Source organism: Streptomyces sp. NPDC024017, from assembly GCF_040638895.1.
Taxonomy (GTDB): Bacteria; Actinomycetota; Actinomycetes; order Streptomycetales; family Streptomycetaceae; genus Streptomyces.
On record NZ_JBEZYZ010000013.1, the window covers coordinates 165,293 to 180,465 of the forward strand.

Below are 15,173 nucleotides of genomic sequence, written 5' to 3' on the forward strand. Positions count from 1 at the left end.
TCGGCACGGGCCGACCGCTCCCCCTCGGCGTGCCGGCGACAGGGGGGCCTGCCCGGCCTGGACCGAGCGGGCCCCTTCTCGCGCAGCGAAACGGCGGCGGCTGCCCGGCCTACCCCGGGCCGCCTCGCTCCGCGCGACCAACCCCGGGCACCTGCTCACCCCGGACCCACCGGCCGCCCCTGCGCAAGCGGAACGGCGGCGGCCTGCCCGGCGCTCGCGGTTTACCCGTGCCCCGGGACCGGCTCTCTCCCACGCGAGCGGAACCGGGGCAGCGTGCTCGCCGCAGGCCGGCCGCCCCCCTGCTGCCCCACACCCAAATCAGCACCCACCCCACCCAGCCCAACCGCCCCGACCGGCCCTGCACAAGCCGCCCCCCGTTGCCGGAAGGGTGAAGATTGGGGCAAGAGGTGGTAGACCACTCTCAGCGACAGAGAGGTCGGCCGTGGGCGCAGAAGAGGTGTACGGCGTTGCCCGGCAGCGGTTCGATGTGGCCGACGCGGCCCCCCTGTTGCTCGATCCACAGGGCGTGGTGACGGGCTGGACCAGCGATGCCCGGCGGCTGCTGGCGTACCCCGCTTCCGAGGCGGTCGGCAGGAAACTGGCCGACCTGCTGGTGGCCGAGGACGCGCAGCGCGTGCCGGACCTGGTCGAGCGGTGCCGCAGGAACGGCGGCTGGACGGGACTGCTGACGGCCCGCCGCAGGGACGGGCAGCCGGTGAAGGTCGTGGCCCGGATCGCCTCGACCGAGGAGGCGCAGGGCGGCTCGCGCTGGCTGATGCTCCTGTCGGAGCTGGCCGACGCCCCCGGCTGGGACATGAGCCGCACGGTCCTGGAGCAGATGGCGGCGGGCGCCCCGATCGGTATCGCGATCGTGGACACGGACCTGCGCTTCGTCTGGTCGAACGCCGCCCTGGAGCAGTTCGGCGGCGGTCCGGCGGCGCGACGGCTCGGGCTGCGCTTCGCGGACGTCCAGCCGGGCATGGACGCCCAGGCGGTCGAGGCCCAGATGCGGCACGTGCTGGAGACCGGCGAGGCGGTGGTCGGCTACGAGCACGTGGGCCATGTGCGCTCGGCCCCGTTGCGCGAGACGGCGCACATGCTGTCGTTCACCCGGCTCGAGGACGACCGGGGCCACCCCATCGGCGTGTACTACACGGTCGTGGACATGACCGAGCGGCATCGGGCGCGGCAGCGGCTGGCGCTGCTCGACCGGGCCGGCGAGAGCATCGGCCGCAGCCTGGACCTCACGCGCACCGCGCAGGAGCTGGCGGACGTGGCCGTGCCGGGGCTGGCCGACTTCGTCACCGTGGACCTGCTGGAGTCGGTGCTGCGGGGCGCCGAGCCGGCTCCCGGGCCGCTCGCGGACTCGGAGGAGCCGGTGGAACTGCGCCGCGCCGGCTACCGGTCCGCGGAGGACGACCTCGCGGAGGCCGTCATCGAGATCGGCGAGGTGGTGTCCTTCCGGGCCGGAACGCCGCCCTTCCGCTGTCTGGCCACGGGACGCTCCTGGCTGGAGGAGCGGCTCGACCCGCTGACCCGGGACTGGACCACGGACACCCCGAGCGGCCGCCGGGCCACGTTCCGGGAGCTGGGCCTGCACAGCGTGATGACCGTGCCGATCAGCGCGCGCGGCACGACCCTGGGCATCACGACGTTCTACCGGCGCCACCACCGGGAGTCCTTCGACGAGGAGGACCTGCGGCTGGCCGAGGACCTCGTCGCCCGCGCGGCCGTCTGCGTGGACAACGCCCGCCGTTACACGCGCGAGCGGGACGCCGCGCTCGTCCTGCAGCGCAGTCTGCTCCCCCACCGGCTGCCCGAGCAGGACGCCGTCGAGGTGGCCGCGTGCTACCGGCCGGCCGATGAGCTGACCGGTCTCGGCGGCGACTGGTACGACCTCATCCCGCTGTCCGGGGCGCGTGTCGCGCTGGTGGTGGGCGAGGTGCCCGGGCACGGCATCGACGCCGCCGCGGCCATGGGGCAGCTGCGGACCGCCGTACGGACCCTGGCGGCTCTGGATCTGCCGCCCGAGGAGGTGCTCGCGCACCTCGACGACCTGGTGGCGCGGTCGGCGCGGGAGGAGGGTGCGGAACCCGGCACGGTGGGCTCCGCGGGCACGCAGTGCGTGGGCTCCGGGTGTCTGTACGTCGTCTACGACCCGGTCGACGGCGGGTGTGCGATGGCCGCGGCGGGGCATCCCGCCCCGGCCGTGGTGCGGCCCGACGGCTCCGTCCTGTTCGTCGAGCTGCCGCAGGGGCCGCCGCTCGGCGTGGGCGGCCCGCCCTTCGAGGCGGTCGAGCTGCCCCTGGCGGAGGGCAGCACACTCGCGCTGCACACCGACGGGCTGCTGGCCCGGGGCGAGACCTGGGCCGTCGACGCGGGCCGGGAGCGGCTGCGCCGGGCGCTGGAGCGGGTGGGTCCGCTCGAGTCGCATTGCAGGGCCGTGGTCGACGCGCTGGTCCCGGCCCGCCCGTACGACGACGTGGCCCTGCTGATGGCCCGGACGAAACGTCTCGGCACCGGGCAGGTCGCGGCCTGGGAACTGCCCTCGGACCCGGCCGTGGTCGCCGACGCCCGCCGCACGGCCACCCGGCAGCTGGCGCACTGGGGCCTGGACGAGCTGGCCTTCACCACCGAGCTGGTGGTGAGCGAGCTGGTCACCAACGCCATCCGGTACGCCACCGGGTCCATCCGGCTCCGGCTGATCCGGGAGCGTGCCCTGGTCTGCGAGGTCCTCGACGGCGGCGCGACCGCGCCCCATCTGCGTCATCCGCGGACGACGGACGAAGGCGGGCGCGGTCTGCTGCTGGTCTCCCAGCTCACGCAGCGCTGGGGCACCCGGTTCGTCCCCGAGGGGAAGGTCATCTGGGCCGAGCAGGCCCTGACGGACCTCCCGGCATGAAGGCCGGTTGAGTTCCCCCATACCGTGGGAAACTGGTGTGATCCCGGCAGCGGTGAGGCGGCAGCCATGGCGGAGACGGCGATCGACTACGGTGCGGTGTTCCAGGCCCTGCCGGGCATGGTGGCGCTCCTGACGCCCGAGCTCGTGTACGCGGACGTCAACGAGGAGTTCGTCCGCGTCTCCGGCCGCTCGCGCGAGCAGCTGGTCGGCAAGTACCTGTTCGACGTCTTCCCGGACAACCCGAACGACTCGGCCGCGACCGGCATGCGCAACCTGGAGGCCTCGCTGTACCGCGTCCTGGCCACCGGGGAGCGCGACACCATGGCCCTGCAGCGCTACGACATCGAGGACCCGGAGCTGCCCGGCGAGTGGCAGGAGCGCTACTGGAGCCCGGTGAACGCACCGCTGCTGGGCTCGGACGGCAAGGTCGTGCTGATCCTGCACCGCGTGGAGGAGGTCACGGAGCTGATCCGGGCCCGGGGCAGCTCTCCGGGGAACCGGGGCGGCCGGGCCCGGGTGCTGGAGGCCGAGCTGTACACCCGCGCCCGTGAGCTGCAGGAGCTCAACGAGCGGCTGCGCCAGGCGCACTCCCGGGAGCGGGAGGTGGCGCTGGCGTTGCAGGAGGCGATGCTGCCCGCACCCCGGCAGGTCGGCCACCACCGGGTGGCCGTCCGGTACCGGCCCGCCGTGGGCGCGCTCAACGTGTGCGGGGACTGGTACGACCTGGTCGATCTGGTGGACGGCGACCGCATCGGCGTGGCCGTGGGCGACGTCGTCGGGCACGGACTGGCGGCCGCCGGTGTGATGGGCCAGCTGCGCAGTGCGCTCAGCGCGGCCTCCCGGGTCGCCGCGGGGCCGGCCCAGGCCCTGGACGTGCTGGGGCGCTACGCCCACGTGATCGACGGGGCCGAGTCGGCGACCGCCGTAACGACCTTCATCGACTGCGACCGCCAGGTCCTCACGTACAGCAGCGCCGGCCATCCCCCGCCCGTGCTCGTGCACGCCGACGGCCGCACGGAGTTTCTCGATCAGGCCACGGACACGCCGCTCGACGCCCGCCCGGACCCGATCCCCAGACCCCAGGCCGAGACCACGTTCTCGCCGGGCGCCACGCTCGTGCTGTACACCGACGGCCTGATCGAACGGCGGCGTGAGGACATCGACACGGGTCTGGACCGGCTCGCCCACTCCCTGCGCGAGCATCGGGACCAGGACCTCGAGACCCTCGCCGACACCGTGCTGCTGGAGTTGCTGCCGCCGGGCGGCGCCACCGACGACACCGCGCTGATCATCGTGCGCCTGTGACGGCCTACAGACGGGACTTGCCGTGGTCGAGCAGCCGGACGCGGTCGACGTTCTGCCGGTCCTCGGCGTCCGCGCTCGGCTCACCGGCGAACCACGCGTCGAGGATCTCCGTCAGCAGCGGCTCCGACGTCAGCCGCAGGCTGAGCGCGAGCACGTTGGCGTCGTTCCAGCGGCGCGCGCCGTCGGCCGTGTAGGCGTCCGTGCACAGGGCGGCCCGCACGCCGGGCACCTTGTTCGCGGCGATCGATGCGCCCGTGCCGGTCCAGCAGCACACCACCGCCTGGTCGGCCGTCCCGTCGGCGACCTCGCGGGCCGCGGCCTCGGAGCACACCGCCCACTGCGGGTCGTCATCCGGGCGCAGTGCGCCGTGCGGGCGCACCTCGTGCCCCCGCTCGCGCAGGGCGGCCACGAGGGAGCGGGCGACGGGTTCGTCCATGTCCGAGGAAACAGAGATCCGCATGTCTGGCAGGTTACTCGGCGGGGCGGCCGGGGCCACCGGCCCACAGCAGCCGTCCGCCTGCAAGAGCCACCGGCCCGCCACGCACCCCCGCTATCCCGCCAGGCCACCCGTTCGGCTTGCCCGTCACCCGGGCGGCGCAGCACGCTGGTCACGCGGTCCTCCCCAGCCGCATGAGCACCCCCGGATACGCCCGCCTGACTGACCATCAGTCAAATGGCGAAGGATCTGTGCGGTCCGCTCGCACGAGGTGCCCGGTAGCCACGCCTGCACCTACACTGGCACCCCACGACATGCCGGTTGACCTGCTGGAACGCGGCGGTTGAGTCCACCGCGAGAGTCGAGGAGCGCCCGCTTTGTTCTACTACCTGCTGAAATACGTACTGCTGGGCCCGCTGCTGCGACTGGTCTTCCGGCCTCGCATCGAGGGCCTGGAGCACGTTCCCTCGGAGGGCGCGGCCATCGTCGCCGGCAACCACCTGTCGTTCTCGGACCATTTCCTGATGCCCGCGATCCTCAAACGGCGCATCACCTTCCTCGCGAAGGCCGAGTACTTCACGGGCCCTGGCATCAAGGGCCGCCTGACGGCCTTCTTCTTCCGCAGCGCGGGGCAGATCCCGGTCGACCGCTCCGGCAAGGACGCGGGCCAGGCCGCGATCCGCGAGGGCCTCGGCGTGCTGAGCAAGGACGAGCTGCTCGGCATCTACCCCGAGGGCACCCGCTCGCACGACGGCCGGCTCTACAAGGGCAAGGTCGGCGTGGCGGTGATGGCCCTCAAGGCGGGCGTCCCGGTGATCCCCTGCGCGATGATCGGCACCTTCGAGGCCCAGCCGCCCGGCAAGGTCGTCCCCAACATCCACCCCGTCGTGATCCGCTTCGGCAAGCCCCTCGACTTCTCCCGCTACGAGGGCATGGAGAACGAGAAGGCCATCCTGCGCGCCATCACCGACGAGATCATGTACGCGATCCTCTCCCTGTCCGAGCAGGAGTACGTCGACCGGTACGCGGCTGTGGTGAAGGCCGAGGAGGCCGCCGCCGCGAAGGAGCGCAAGTTCCGGCGCATGCCCCTCAGTTGATTCTCTGCTGTCGGCAGAAGCCGGTTCCCCGGCCGGCTTCCGGCGACCTACGGTCGCCGCATGAGACGTGCTGTGGTGATCGGGGCGGGCGGGCAGATCGGAAGGCCGGCGGTGGAGGCGCTGGCGCGGGACGGCTGGGAGGTGACGGCCGCCTCGCGCGGCGGCGGGCGGGCCGAGAACTGGCCCGGCGAGGTGCGGACGCGGCGGCTGGACCGCGAGGACGACGCGGCCCTCGGCGCGCTGATCGGTGACGGCTGCGACCTCGTGGTCGACATGGTCGCCTACGGAGCCCGGCACGCACGGCAGTTGACGGACCTGGCCGACCGGATCGGCTCGGCCGTGGTGGTGTCGACCGCGGCGGTGTACGAGGACGGCGAGGGCCGCGGCTTCGACACCATGGGCGAGCCGGACGGCCTCCCGCGGTACCCGGTACCGATCGCCGAGGACCAGGCGACGGTCCCGCCGGGGGACGCCACGTACAGCACCCGCAAGGTGGCCCTGGAGCGTGAACTCCTCTCGGCGGGCGACCGGTTGCCCACGACCGTGCTGCGCCCGGGCGCGATCCACGGACCGTACAGCCCGCTCCCCCGCGAGCTGTACTTCGTCAAACGGAACCTCGACGGCCGGCGCGTCCGGGTGCTCGCCTTCCGGGGCGAGACCCTCTTCCACACCTCGGCCGCGCGCAACATCGCCGAACTGATCCGGCTGGCGGCGGCCCGGCCGGGCTCGCGGGTGCTCAACGCCTGCGATCCGCAGCCGCCGACCGCGAAGGAGATCGGGGCCGCCGTGGACGCGGTCATGGGAGTGCGGACGGAGACCGTCCTGCTGGACGGACCGGCGCAGGCGTCCGTGGGCAGCTCGCCCTGGTCGGTGGAGCTGCCGGTGGTGTGCGACATGTCCGCCGCGGAACGGGAACTGGGGTACCGGCCGGTCGTGTCCTACCCGGACAGCCTGCCGGAGACGGTCGACCGGCTCACCCGCCGGCTGTCCGGGCAGGACTGGCGGGCGGCGTTCCCCACCCTGGCCCGTGCCTACCCGGACCTCTTCGACTACGCGGCGGAGGACGCCTGGTTCGCGGCCCGGCAGGCATGAGGAAGGGGCGGCCAGTCTCCCGGCCGCCCCTCACCACCGCCGGACTACGGCTTGGGCGTGGCGTGCGGTGCGCACGTCACGTCGGCGCCGTCCAGCTTGCCGGTGAGCAGGTAGCTGTCCACCCGGGGGTTGATGCACGGGTTGACCAGGCTGGTGACGCCGTGGGAGCCGGCGTCCTTCTCCGTGATCAGGCGGGAGCCCTTGAACCGCTTGTGCAGCTCCACGGCGCCCTCGTACGGGGTGGCCGCGTCCCGCTCGGACTGGACGATGAGCACGCCGGGCAGGCCCTTGCCGGTCTTGACGTTCACCGGCGTCTGCTGCTTGGCCGGCCAGGTGGCGCACGGCAGGTTCATCCAGGCGTTGGCCCAGGTCATGAAGGGGTGGTCCTTGTGGAGCCGCGTGTTGTCGCGGTCCCACTTGCGCCAGCTGGTGGGCCACTTGGCGTCGGCGCACTCCACGGCCGTGTAGACGGCGTTGCCGTTCTCCGAGGACGCGTTGCCCGCCGTGTCGGACAGGTCGGGGGCGGCGGCGTCGACGAGCGCCTGGGTGTCGCCGGCGACGTACTTGCTGAAGACCGAGGCGGTCGACGCCCAGGCGGAGTCGTAGTACGGGGCGCTCTGGAAGAAGGAGATGAGCTCGGCCGGGCCGACGACCCCGCCGATGGGGTTCTTCTTCGCGGTGGCGCGCAGCTCAAGCCACTTCGCCTGGACGGCGGCACGGGTGGTGCCGAGGTGGTAGGTCGCGTCGTTCTGGGCGACCCAGTCCTGCCAGTCCTTCCAGCGGCCCTCGAACGCGACGTCCTGGTCCAGGTTGGCCTGGTACCAGATCTTCTCGCGGGACGGGTTGACCACGCTGTCGACGACCATGCGGCGCACGTGGCCCGGGAAGAGGGTGCCGTAGACGGCGCCCAGGTAGGTGCCGTAGGAGACGCCGAGGAAATTGAGCTTCTTCTCGCCGAGGGCGGCGCGGATGACGTCGAGGTCGCGCGCGGTGTTCGGCGTGGTCATGTGCGGCAGCATCCAGCCGCTGCGCTCCTGGCAGCCCTCGGCGTACTCGCGGGCCAGCTTGCGCTGGGCGAGCTTGTCGGCCTCGGAGTCGGGCACCGGGTCCGCCTTGGGTGCCTTGACGAACTCCTGCGGGTCGACGCAGGAGATGGGCGTGGACTTGCCGACACCGCGCGGGTCGAAGCCCACGAAGTCATAGGCCTTGGCCGCGTTGGCCCACACGGCGTTCTTGTTGGTGACCCGGGCCGGGAAGCGCAGTCCGGAGCCGCCGGGGCCGCCGGGGTTGTAGATCAGCGCGCCCTGCCGCTCGGCCTTCGTGCCCGTGTTGCCGATGCGGTCGACGGCGAGCTTGATCTGCTTGCCGTGGGGCTTGGCGTAGTCGAGCGGCACGGTGACGTACCCGCACTGGATCGGCTTGGCCAGGTTCCAGTCGGCGGGGCAGTCCTGCCAGTCGATGCCGGCCTTCGCGGCCCGGGCGGCGGCGACCGCGGTGCCGCGGGCCTCCCGGTCCTGGCCGTGGCCGCTGCCCGCGCTCGCGCTCGCGGTGGGCGCCGCGACGGCGCCGGCTATCAGCGTGGCCGTGACGAGCGCGCCGGCCGAACCGAGCGCCGCCACCCGCCTCTTCGGTCTCGAACCCCTCAAGGGGGACCTCCCCGTACCTCGTTGCGATCAGTACGGAGGATCCTCCCTGTTGTTGGGTTCCTGACAACAGAGTCGGGCGCCCTTCTTTGCCAATCCGATAAACGGAGAGTTCGTTCTGCTCTGCGGACGCCTACGTCCGCGGGAGCGACGCGAGTGCCTCGTCGAGCAGCCGCCGCAGCCGGAGGGCGTCCGGCGCCACCGCCGTCACCAGCGCGGCGGGCCCGGCGAGCGGCACCACCGAGGCCCCCTCCCCCAGCACCCGGGCCGTCACCGGATCGGCGGCGAACTCCGGCCGTACGACGACCAGTTGCCCGACCGCCCGATGCCCCGCCAGCACGGCGGGCCCGTCCCAGCCGCCCGGCGCGCCGGGTCCGCAGGCCAGTTCCTGGTCGAGCACGACCTGCCCGGCGACCCGCACGGTCAGACGGCTCGTGAGCCGTCCGGGTTCCTCACCGACGCGTCCGAGCACCTGCTCCTCGCGCAGCACGAGCCGGGCGGTGGCGGCGAGTTCGACTCGGGTGGTGACATACAGGTCACTGCCGTGGGCGGAGATCAACTGCTCGGGCAGCCAGTGCAGTTCGCCATGATCGGCCACACTGAGCCGGACGTCGTAACGGGCGTCGCCCTTGGCCTGACCGGGCAGCGCGATGGTGGCGGCGGCCGAGCCGAGGGACAGCCGCGCTCCCTCCTCCACCCGGCCCTCCACCGTGAAGTGGTCACCGCCGAGCGGCCCGCTCATCGCGCCGACCAGCATGACCCGCGCCTCGGAGCCGGTGGCCCGGGTACGCCGCAGCGCCAGGGGCCCGTCGCTCTCCAGCACGGGCAGCGAGGTCCCGCCGCGCCCGTCGTCACGGGCGACGATCCGCGCGACGGACCGTACCCCCGCACCGGCGCTCGTGCTCATGCCGTCCACGCGGCGAGCTGCGCACGCACCCACGCGGCGACGTCCGTCACCCCGGCCTCGCTCCGCAACGACTGGAAGACGACGGGCAGTTCGGCGCGCTGCGCCTTGGCGTCGGCGGCCATCCGGGCGAGGTCGGAGCCGACGTACGGAGCGAGGTCGGTCTTGTTGACGACGAGCAGGTCGGCGGTGGTCACGCCCGGCCCGCCCTTGCGCGGGATGTCGTCGCCCCCGGCCACGTCGATCACGAAGATCTGCGCGTCGACGAGCCCCTTGGAGAAGGTCGCGGTGAGGTTGTCCCCGCCGGACTCCACGAGCACCAGGTCCAGCGGCCCGATCGCGTCCTCCAGATCCTCCACCGCCTCCAGGTTCGCGGAGATGTCGTCCCGGATCGCGGTGTGCGGGCAGGCGCCCGTCTCCACGGCGGTGATCCGCTCGGGTGGCAGCACGGCCTCGCGGAGCAGGAACTCGGCGTCCTCGCGCGTGTAGATGTCGTTGGTGACGACGGCGAGCGCCAGCTCGTCCCTGAGCGCCCGGCAGAGCGCGGCGACGGTGGCGGTCTTCCCGGACCCCACGGGGCCGCCGAGTCCGATGCGGAGCGCTCTGCGGGTGCCGTCGGGGCGGCGGGCGTCCGCACTGAGGGCGGCCGGGGTGTCGTGGTGGTGTTCGAGATGCATGTGCGGCTCCTGAGGCTCGTGGTCGAGTGCGGGTGTGTGAGGACTGGTCGCGCTCACGCGGCGGAGCCTCATGTCGAACACAGCCCCGCGCTCCTGAGTGGGTTACCTGAGCGTCCTTATGATGCGAACAGGCGTACCGGCCACGCCGCATGCACCTCCGCCCCGATCTCCAGCAACGGCGCCGACCTCGCCGGCAAGGCGTCGACCCCCTCGTCGACCACCTTCCGGGCCGCCTCCACCGCCCGGTCCGCGACCCGGTCCATCTCGGGCGCCAGCCGGGCCAGCACCCCCGTCGCGTCGAACGGATCCAGACTCAGCAGCCGCACCGTCGCCGACGCCGGCCCGCTCACACTCTCGTACGCCGCGCAGTACGCCGCGTCCAACGGCCCCAGCCCCGCCGCCCGGGCCGCCAGCCCCAGCACCACCGGCTGATGCGCGCCCTTGGGGAACTCCCTGCCGAGGGCGTCCAGTTCGGCGGAGGGCCAGGTCGCCCGCGCGGCCCGCAGCAGTTGCCGCCCCAGCTTCCGGGCGGCGACCCGCAGCGCCGGCGACGGCGTGCGCGCGTCCGCGGCACGGTCCAGCGCGACGGGATCGATCCCGAGCGCCGCCGCCGCGGACAGCCCCGCCGCCACCAGCCCCGCCGTGTGCAACCGCCCCCGGCAGAACTCCCCCAGGCTCGTCGCTCCACTGATCCGCCCGGCCTTGACCGCCGGCTCGGCGCCACCCGAGTGCGCATGCCCACCGGCGGGAAATCGCCCGTCGGCCAGGACGAGAAGCGCTGCACGCGACATCAGACCACCTCAGAACAGGAAGTACCGCTGAGCCATGGGCAGTTCGGCCGCGGGAGCCGCCTCGACCAGCTCCCCGTCGATGTGCACGGCAAAGCTGTCGGGATCGACCCGCACCTCGGGCCGCGCGTCGTTCTCGCGCATGTCGGCCTTGGTGACCCCGCGCGTCGACTCGATCGCCACGAACCGCTTCCCGAGCCCCAGCCGCTCCGGCAGCCCGGCCTCGACCGCCAGGGGCGCGACGAAGTTGACGGAGTTGGAGGCCGGTGCCCGCCCGATCGCCCCGTACATCGGCCGCGGCAGGATCGGCTGCGGCGTGGGGATCGAGGCGTTCGCGTCGCCCATCTGCGCATACGCGATCTGCCCGCCCTTGATGACGAGCTGCGGCTTCACGCCGAAGAACGCCGGTTCCCACAGCACCAGGTCGGCCAGCTTGCCGCTCTCCACCGACCCGATCTCACGGGCCAGGCCCTGGGCGAGCGCGGGGTTGATCGTGTACTTGGCGACATATCGACGTACGCGACGGTTGTCAGCCCGTCCGTCCCCGGGCAGCGCGCCCCGCCGTCGCTTCATCACGTGCGCGGTCTGCCAGGTGCGCATCACGACCTCGCCGACGCGCCCCATCGCCTGGGAGTCGGAGGAGATGATCGAGATCGCGCCCAGGTCGTGCAGCACGTCCTCCGCTCCGATCGTGGACGGCCGGATCCGGGACTCGGCGAAGGCCAGGTCCTCCGGCACCGCCGGGTTGAGGTGGTGGCACACCATCAGCATGTCGAGGTGTTCCTCGGCGGTGTTGACGGTGAACGGCCGGGTCGGGTTCGTGGAGCTGGGCAGCACGTACGACTCGGAGACCACGGTCATGATGTCCGGCGCGTGCCCGCCGCCCGCGCCCTCGGTGTGGTACGCGTGGATGCCCCGCCCGGCGATCGCGGCGAGGGTGTCGCCCACGAACCCGGCCTCGTTGAGCGTGTCCGTGTGGATCGCGACCTGGATGCCCGTCCGCTCGGCGACGGTCAGCGAGGCGTCGATGACGGCCGGGGTGGAGCCCCAGTCCTCGTGCAGCTTCAGGCCGAGCGCGCCGCCCCGGATCTGCGACAGCATCGCCTCGTGGGAGACGGTGTTGCCCTTGCCGAGCAGCCCGATGTTGAGCGGGTGGGCCTCCATCGCCTCCAGCATCCGGGCGAGATGCCAGGGGCCGGGTGTCACGGTGGTGGCCTTGGAGCCCTCGGCCGGGCCCGTACCGCCGCCCACGAGAGTCGTGATGCCGGAGGACAGCGCCTCGTCGGCGATCTGCGGGCAGATGAAGTGGACGTGCGCGTCGATCGCACCGGCCGTGAGGATCCGCCCGTTGCCGGCGATGATCTCGGTCTCCGGGCCGATGACCAGGTCCGGGTGGACGCCGTCCATGGTGTCGGGGTTGCCGGCCTTGCCGATGCCGGTGATCCGGCCGTCGCGGATGCCGACGTCGGCCTTGACGATGCCCCAGTGGTCGATGATCACCGCTCCGGTGATCACGGTGTCCGGGGTGCCCTCCGCACGCGTGGCACGCGCCTGGCCCATCGACTCGCGGATGACCTTGCCGCCGCCGAACACGGCCTCGTCACCGGCGAGTCCGGGGCCGCCGGAGCGGTCCTCCTCGATCTCGACCAGCAGGTCGGTGTCGGCGAGGCGGATCCGGTCGCCGGCCGTCGGGCCGAACAGGTCGGCGTACGCGGCACGAGAGATCTCAGGCATCGAGGGCACCTCCGGTCTCCCCGCGCAGACCGGGCACCACACGGGCGCCGGCCAGCGGAACGAGTTCGACGTCGACGGGGATCCCGGGCTCGAAGCGCACGGCCGTGCCGGCGGCGACGTTCAGCCGCTTGCCGCGCGCGGCGGCGCGGTCGAACTCCAGACCGGGGTTGGCCTCGGCGAAGTGGTAGTGGGAGCCGACCTGCACGGGCCGGTCGGCGGCATTGAGGACGGTGAGCCGGGTGACCTCGCGGCCCTCGTTGTAGGCAATCGGGTCCTCGGCGAACAGGATCTCTCCGGGAATCACGGCGGCCTCCCCGTCAGACGATCGGCTCGTGGACGGTGACGAGCTTGGTGCCGTCCGGGAAGGTGGCCTCGACCTGCACGTCGTGGATCATCTCCGGGATGCCCTCCATGACGTCGTCCCTGGTCAGGATCTTTCGTCCGGAGGACATGAGTTCCGCGACGGTCCGGCCGTCCCGCGCGCCCTCCAGGATGTGCGAGGTGATGAGCGCGACCGCCTCGGGGTGGTTGAGCTTCAGTCCGCGGGCCCGGCGCTTCTCGGCCACGTCGGCCGCCACGTGGATCAGCAGTCGTTCTTGCTCGTGCGGGGTCAGTTGCACGTCCCACCTCACAGTCCTCGCTCCGGGCCGTGCGGGGCCCGGCTGCCGCGGCCACGGGGCAAAGTGCCAGGTGGCGTGGATCGGCAGGCTAATTGGACCGCGTTTCGGGCACGTTAACCGAGCTGTGATCCACCGGTTGCGGTGTTCTCGTCCCGCATGCTCGTCAGTGCCCGCAGACCGTCCTGGAGGATCTCGACCGGCGCCGGCCCGAAGAGGGACTGCTGTGCGATGAACCCGAGCACGGCGGCGATCATCGTGCGGGCCACGTGGTCCGGAGCCACGTCCGCCCGCATCATCCCGGCCTCCTGGTAGCCCTCGACGATCCTCCCCCAGGCCGCGCGGACCGAGCCGTAGCCCTCCAGCAGGATGTTCGCCAGCTCCTCGTTGCGCAGCGTCTCCGTCCACACCTGGACGACGAGCCGCGGAAAAGCGGGCCGGCCGTCGACGACCAGGGACTCACGGGCGGCGAGCGTCTTGCCGAGGACGGAGGCGACGAGTTCGTCCGGCGGCGGGGGCGGACTCTGCCGGGCCGCTTCCTCGAAGGCGCCGCGGACCGAACCGAGCACCTCGGCGACGATCGCGCCGATCAGTTCCTCCTTGCCGCTGAAGTAGCGGTACACCGCACCCGCCGAGAGGTCGACCTCCTTCAGCACGTCCTGCATGGACGTGGCGTGGAAGCCGTTGCGGGCGAAGCAGAGCGCGGCGCCGTCGAGGATCTGGCGGCGGCGGGCGTCGAGATGTTCCTGGGACACGCGAGCCATGATCCCCAACGTAAAACGAATATTCATTCTTGACAAGCCGCCGCGAGCGGAGCACGGTAAGGGCAGAGCAAAAACGAACGATCCTTCTTTTTAGCGCTCCCGCTCCGGCTCCCTCCGGTTCCGCTCGCTTCAGGAGACCCTCATGCCTTCTCGTAACCGCCATCTGATCGCGGTCGTCGTCCTCGTGCCCGTCCTGGCGGCCCTCGCCCTGTGGGCCTTCGCCTGGCCGGCCTCCCGTATCGCACCCCGCGACCTGCCGCTGGGCGTGGCCGGACCGCCCGCCGCGGCGGCCCAGGTCGAGCGGCAACTGGAGCGGCACGAGGGCGCCTTCGAGATCCACCGCTACGCCGACGAGGCCGCCGCCCGGGACGCCATCGAGGACCGGAGCGTCTACGGCGCCGTCGTGGTCACGCCGAAGGGGCCCGAACTGCTCACCGCGTCCGCGGCCGGACCTGCCGTCGCACAGTTCCTCCAGCAGGCCGTGGCGCGGCAGGCCGCCGCCGGCGGCGCGCAGGTCGAGACGGTCGACGTCGTACCCACCCCCGCCAGTGATCCGCGCGGCGCGGTGCTGAACGCCGCCGTACTGCCCCTCGCCCTGGCCGGCATCGCGGCGGGCGCGGTGGTGACGCTGCTGGGGCTGCGCGGCATCCGGGCCGTGCTCGCGCTGCTCGGCGCATCCGCCCTGGTGGGCGCGGTCGCGGCCGGGATCGCGCACAGCTGGCTCGGGGCGCTCGGCGGGGACTGGTGGGCGGAGGCGGCGGTGCTCGGCCTGTCCACGGTGGCCGTCGGCGGTGCCGTCGCCGGCCTCGCCGCCCTGGTCGGCCCCGCCGGCACGGGCATCGGCGCCGCGGTGGTGATGCTTCTTGGCAACCCCTTCTCCGGCGCCACCTCGGCCCCGCAGATGCTGCCGGAGCCGGCCGGCGCGATCGGCCAGTGGCTGCCGCCCGGCGCGGGCACGTCACTGCTGCGCTCGGTGGCGTACTTCGACGGCGCGGCGGCGACCGGCCCGGTGCTGACCCTGACCTGGTGGGCGACGCTGGGCCTGGGTGCCGTACTGCTCGGCAGCTGGCTCCGGGCACGGAAGACGGGCAGTGAGCCCGCGCCCGACCGGCGGGAGATGTCGGCCGTCGGCTGACCGCCGCCCCGCCGCACCCGGGCGGCCTCACAGAAAGCGACCGTGCGTCCCCGCTGCAGCGGAAGGGGATGCACGGTCT

The 15,173-nt window shown here is 72.8% G+C and carries 14 protein-coding genes; 5 read left to right on the plus strand and 9 right to left on the minus strand.

Annotation, left to right across the window (positions count from 1 at the left end; genetic code table 11):
* Nucleotides 1-442: 442 nt before the first annotated feature.
* Together AB0G20_RS31485 and AB0G20_RS31490 are read left to right on the plus strand one after the other, a co-directional pair.
* Nucleotides 443-2,902 (plus strand): SpoIIE family protein phosphatase, encoded by a 2,460-nt coding sequence (locus AB0G20_RS31485; protein ID WP_361308239.1) that lies wholly within the window; start codon nucleotides 443-445, stop codon nucleotides 2,900-2,902.
* A 66-nt stretch (nucleotides 2,903-2,968) separates the two neighbouring features.
* Nucleotides 2,969-4,207, plus strand: a complete 1,239-nt coding sequence (locus AB0G20_RS31490; RefSeq protein WP_361308241.1) for a SpoIIE family protein phosphatase — start codon at nucleotides 2,969-2,971, stop codon at nucleotides 4,205-4,207.
* 4 nt (nucleotides 4,208-4,211) lie between these two features.
* Here AB0G20_RS31490 and AB0G20_RS31495 read toward each other — a convergent pair whose 3' ends face one another.
* Nucleotides 4,212-4,667 carry an RpiB/LacA/LacB family sugar-phosphate isomerase gene (locus tag AB0G20_RS31495; protein ID WP_361308243.1) on the minus strand — a complete coding sequence of 152 codons (456 nt, stop codon included), beginning with the start codon at nucleotides 4,665-4,667 and terminating at the stop codon, nucleotides 4,212-4,214.
* Nucleotides 4,668-5,020: 353 nt separating this feature from the next.
* Between AB0G20_RS31495 and AB0G20_RS31500 the strand changes: the two genes are divergently transcribed.
* Nucleotides 5,021-5,740: a lysophospholipid acyltransferase family protein gene (locus tag AB0G20_RS31500; RefSeq protein WP_361308245.1), complete on the plus strand. Its 720-nt coding sequence runs from the start codon at nucleotides 5,021-5,023 to the stop codon at nucleotides 5,738-5,740.
* 60 nt (nucleotides 5,741-5,800) lie between these two features.
* Nucleotides 5,801-6,832 (plus strand): NAD-dependent epimerase/dehydratase family protein, encoded by a 1,032-nt coding sequence (locus AB0G20_RS31505; RefSeq protein WP_361308247.1) that lies wholly within the window; start codon nucleotides 5,801-5,803, stop codon nucleotides 6,830-6,832.
* Nucleotides 6,833-6,876: 44 nt separating this feature from the next.
* On the opposite strand, the gene AB0G20_RS31510 is transcribed toward AB0G20_RS31505, so the two are convergent.
* The 8 genes from AB0G20_RS31510 to AB0G20_RS31545 all read right to left on the minus strand — a co-directional run bounded on the left by AB0G20_RS31510 (nucleotide 6,877) and on the right by AB0G20_RS31545 (nucleotide 13,959).
* Nucleotides 6,877-8,478, minus strand: a complete 1,602-nt coding sequence (locus AB0G20_RS31510) for an alpha/beta hydrolase (RefSeq protein WP_361308249.1) — start codon at nucleotides 8,476-8,478, stop codon at nucleotides 6,877-6,879.
* Nucleotides 8,479-8,608: 130 nt separating this feature from the next.
* Nucleotides 8,609-9,391 (minus strand): urease accessory protein UreD, encoded by a 783-nt coding sequence (locus AB0G20_RS31515; protein ID WP_361308251.1) that lies wholly within the window; start codon nucleotides 9,389-9,391, stop codon nucleotides 8,609-8,611.
* Nucleotides 9,379-10,056 (minus strand): urease accessory protein UreG, encoded by a 678-nt coding sequence (ureG, locus tag AB0G20_RS31520; protein WP_361308253.1) that lies wholly within the window; start codon nucleotides 10,054-10,056, stop codon nucleotides 9,379-9,381. The genes AB0G20_RS31515 and ureG overlap by 13 nt, the downstream gene beginning before the upstream one ends.
* Before the next feature lie 116 nt (nucleotides 10,057-10,172).
* On the minus strand, nucleotides 10,173-10,847 hold the full coding sequence (locus AB0G20_RS31525; protein ID WP_361308255.1) for an urease accessory UreF family protein: 675 nt from the start codon (nucleotides 10,845-10,847) through the stop codon (nucleotides 10,173-10,175).
* A 9-nt stretch (nucleotides 10,848-10,856) separates the two neighbouring features.
* The gene (locus AB0G20_RS31530) at nucleotides 10,857-12,578 is read right to left on the minus strand and encodes an urease subunit alpha (RefSeq protein WP_361308257.1); all 1,722 of its coding nucleotides are present in this window, start codon (nucleotides 12,576-12,578) and stop codon (nucleotides 10,857-10,859) included.
* Nucleotides 12,571-12,882: an urease subunit beta gene (locus tag AB0G20_RS31535; RefSeq protein ID WP_053674249.1), complete on the minus strand. Its 312-nt coding sequence runs from the start codon at nucleotides 12,880-12,882 to the stop codon at nucleotides 12,571-12,573. The genes AB0G20_RS31530 and AB0G20_RS31535 overlap by 8 nt, the downstream gene beginning before the upstream one ends.
* A 13-nt stretch (nucleotides 12,883-12,895) precedes the next feature.
* Nucleotides 12,896-13,198, minus strand: coding sequence for an urease subunit gamma (locus AB0G20_RS31540; RefSeq protein WP_053674248.1), 303 nt, complete (start codon nucleotides 13,196-13,198; stop codon nucleotides 12,896-12,898).
* A 113-nt stretch (nucleotides 13,199-13,311) separates the two neighbouring features.
* On the minus strand, nucleotides 13,312-13,959 hold the full coding sequence (locus tag AB0G20_RS31545) for a TetR/AcrR family transcriptional regulator (protein ID WP_361308259.1): 648 nt from the start codon (nucleotides 13,957-13,959) through the stop codon (nucleotides 13,312-13,314).
* 142 nt (nucleotides 13,960-14,101) lie between these two features.
* On the opposite strand from AB0G20_RS31545, the gene AB0G20_RS31550 reads away from it, so the two are divergent.
* On the plus strand, nucleotides 14,102-15,094 hold the full coding sequence (locus AB0G20_RS31550; RefSeq protein ID WP_361308261.1) for an ABC transporter permease: 993 nt from the start codon (nucleotides 14,102-14,104) through the stop codon (nucleotides 15,092-15,094).
* The last annotated feature ends 79 nt before the right edge of the window (nucleotides 15,095-15,173 follow it).

Excerpts from the sequence above, each read along its gene's own strand:
- AB0G20_RS31525 (WP_361308255.1), bottom strand. The coding sequence starts at position 10,847 with ATGTCGCGTGCAGCGCTTCTCGTCCTGGCCGACGGGCGATTTCCCGCC.
- AB0G20_RS31530 (WP_361308257.1), bottom strand. The coding sequence starts at position 12,578 with ATGCCTGAGATCTCTCGTGCCGCGTACGCCGACCTGTTCGGCCCGACG.
- ureG (WP_361308253.1), bottom strand. The coding sequence starts at position 10,056 with ATGCATCTCGAACACCACCACGACACCCCGGCCGCCCTCAGTGCGGAC.
- AB0G20_RS31490 (WP_361308241.1), top strand. The coding sequence starts at position 2,969 with ATGGCGGAGACGGCGATCGACTACGGTGCGGTGTTCCAGGCCCTGCCG.
- AB0G20_RS31550 (WP_361308261.1), top strand. The coding sequence starts at position 14,102 with ATGCCTTCTCGTAACCGCCATCTGATCGCGGTCGTCGTCCTCGTGCCC.
- AB0G20_RS31505 (WP_361308247.1), top strand. The coding sequence starts at position 5,801 with ATGAGACGTGCTGTGGTGATCGGGGCGGGCGGGCAGATCGGAAGGCCG.
- AB0G20_RS31495 (WP_361308243.1), bottom strand. The coding sequence starts at position 4,667 with ATGCGGATCTCTGTTTCCTCGGACATGGACGAACCCGTCGCCCGCTCC.
- AB0G20_RS31545 (WP_361308259.1), bottom strand. The coding sequence starts at position 13,959 with ATGGCTCGCGTGTCCCAGGAACATCTCGACGCCCGCCGCCGCCAGATC.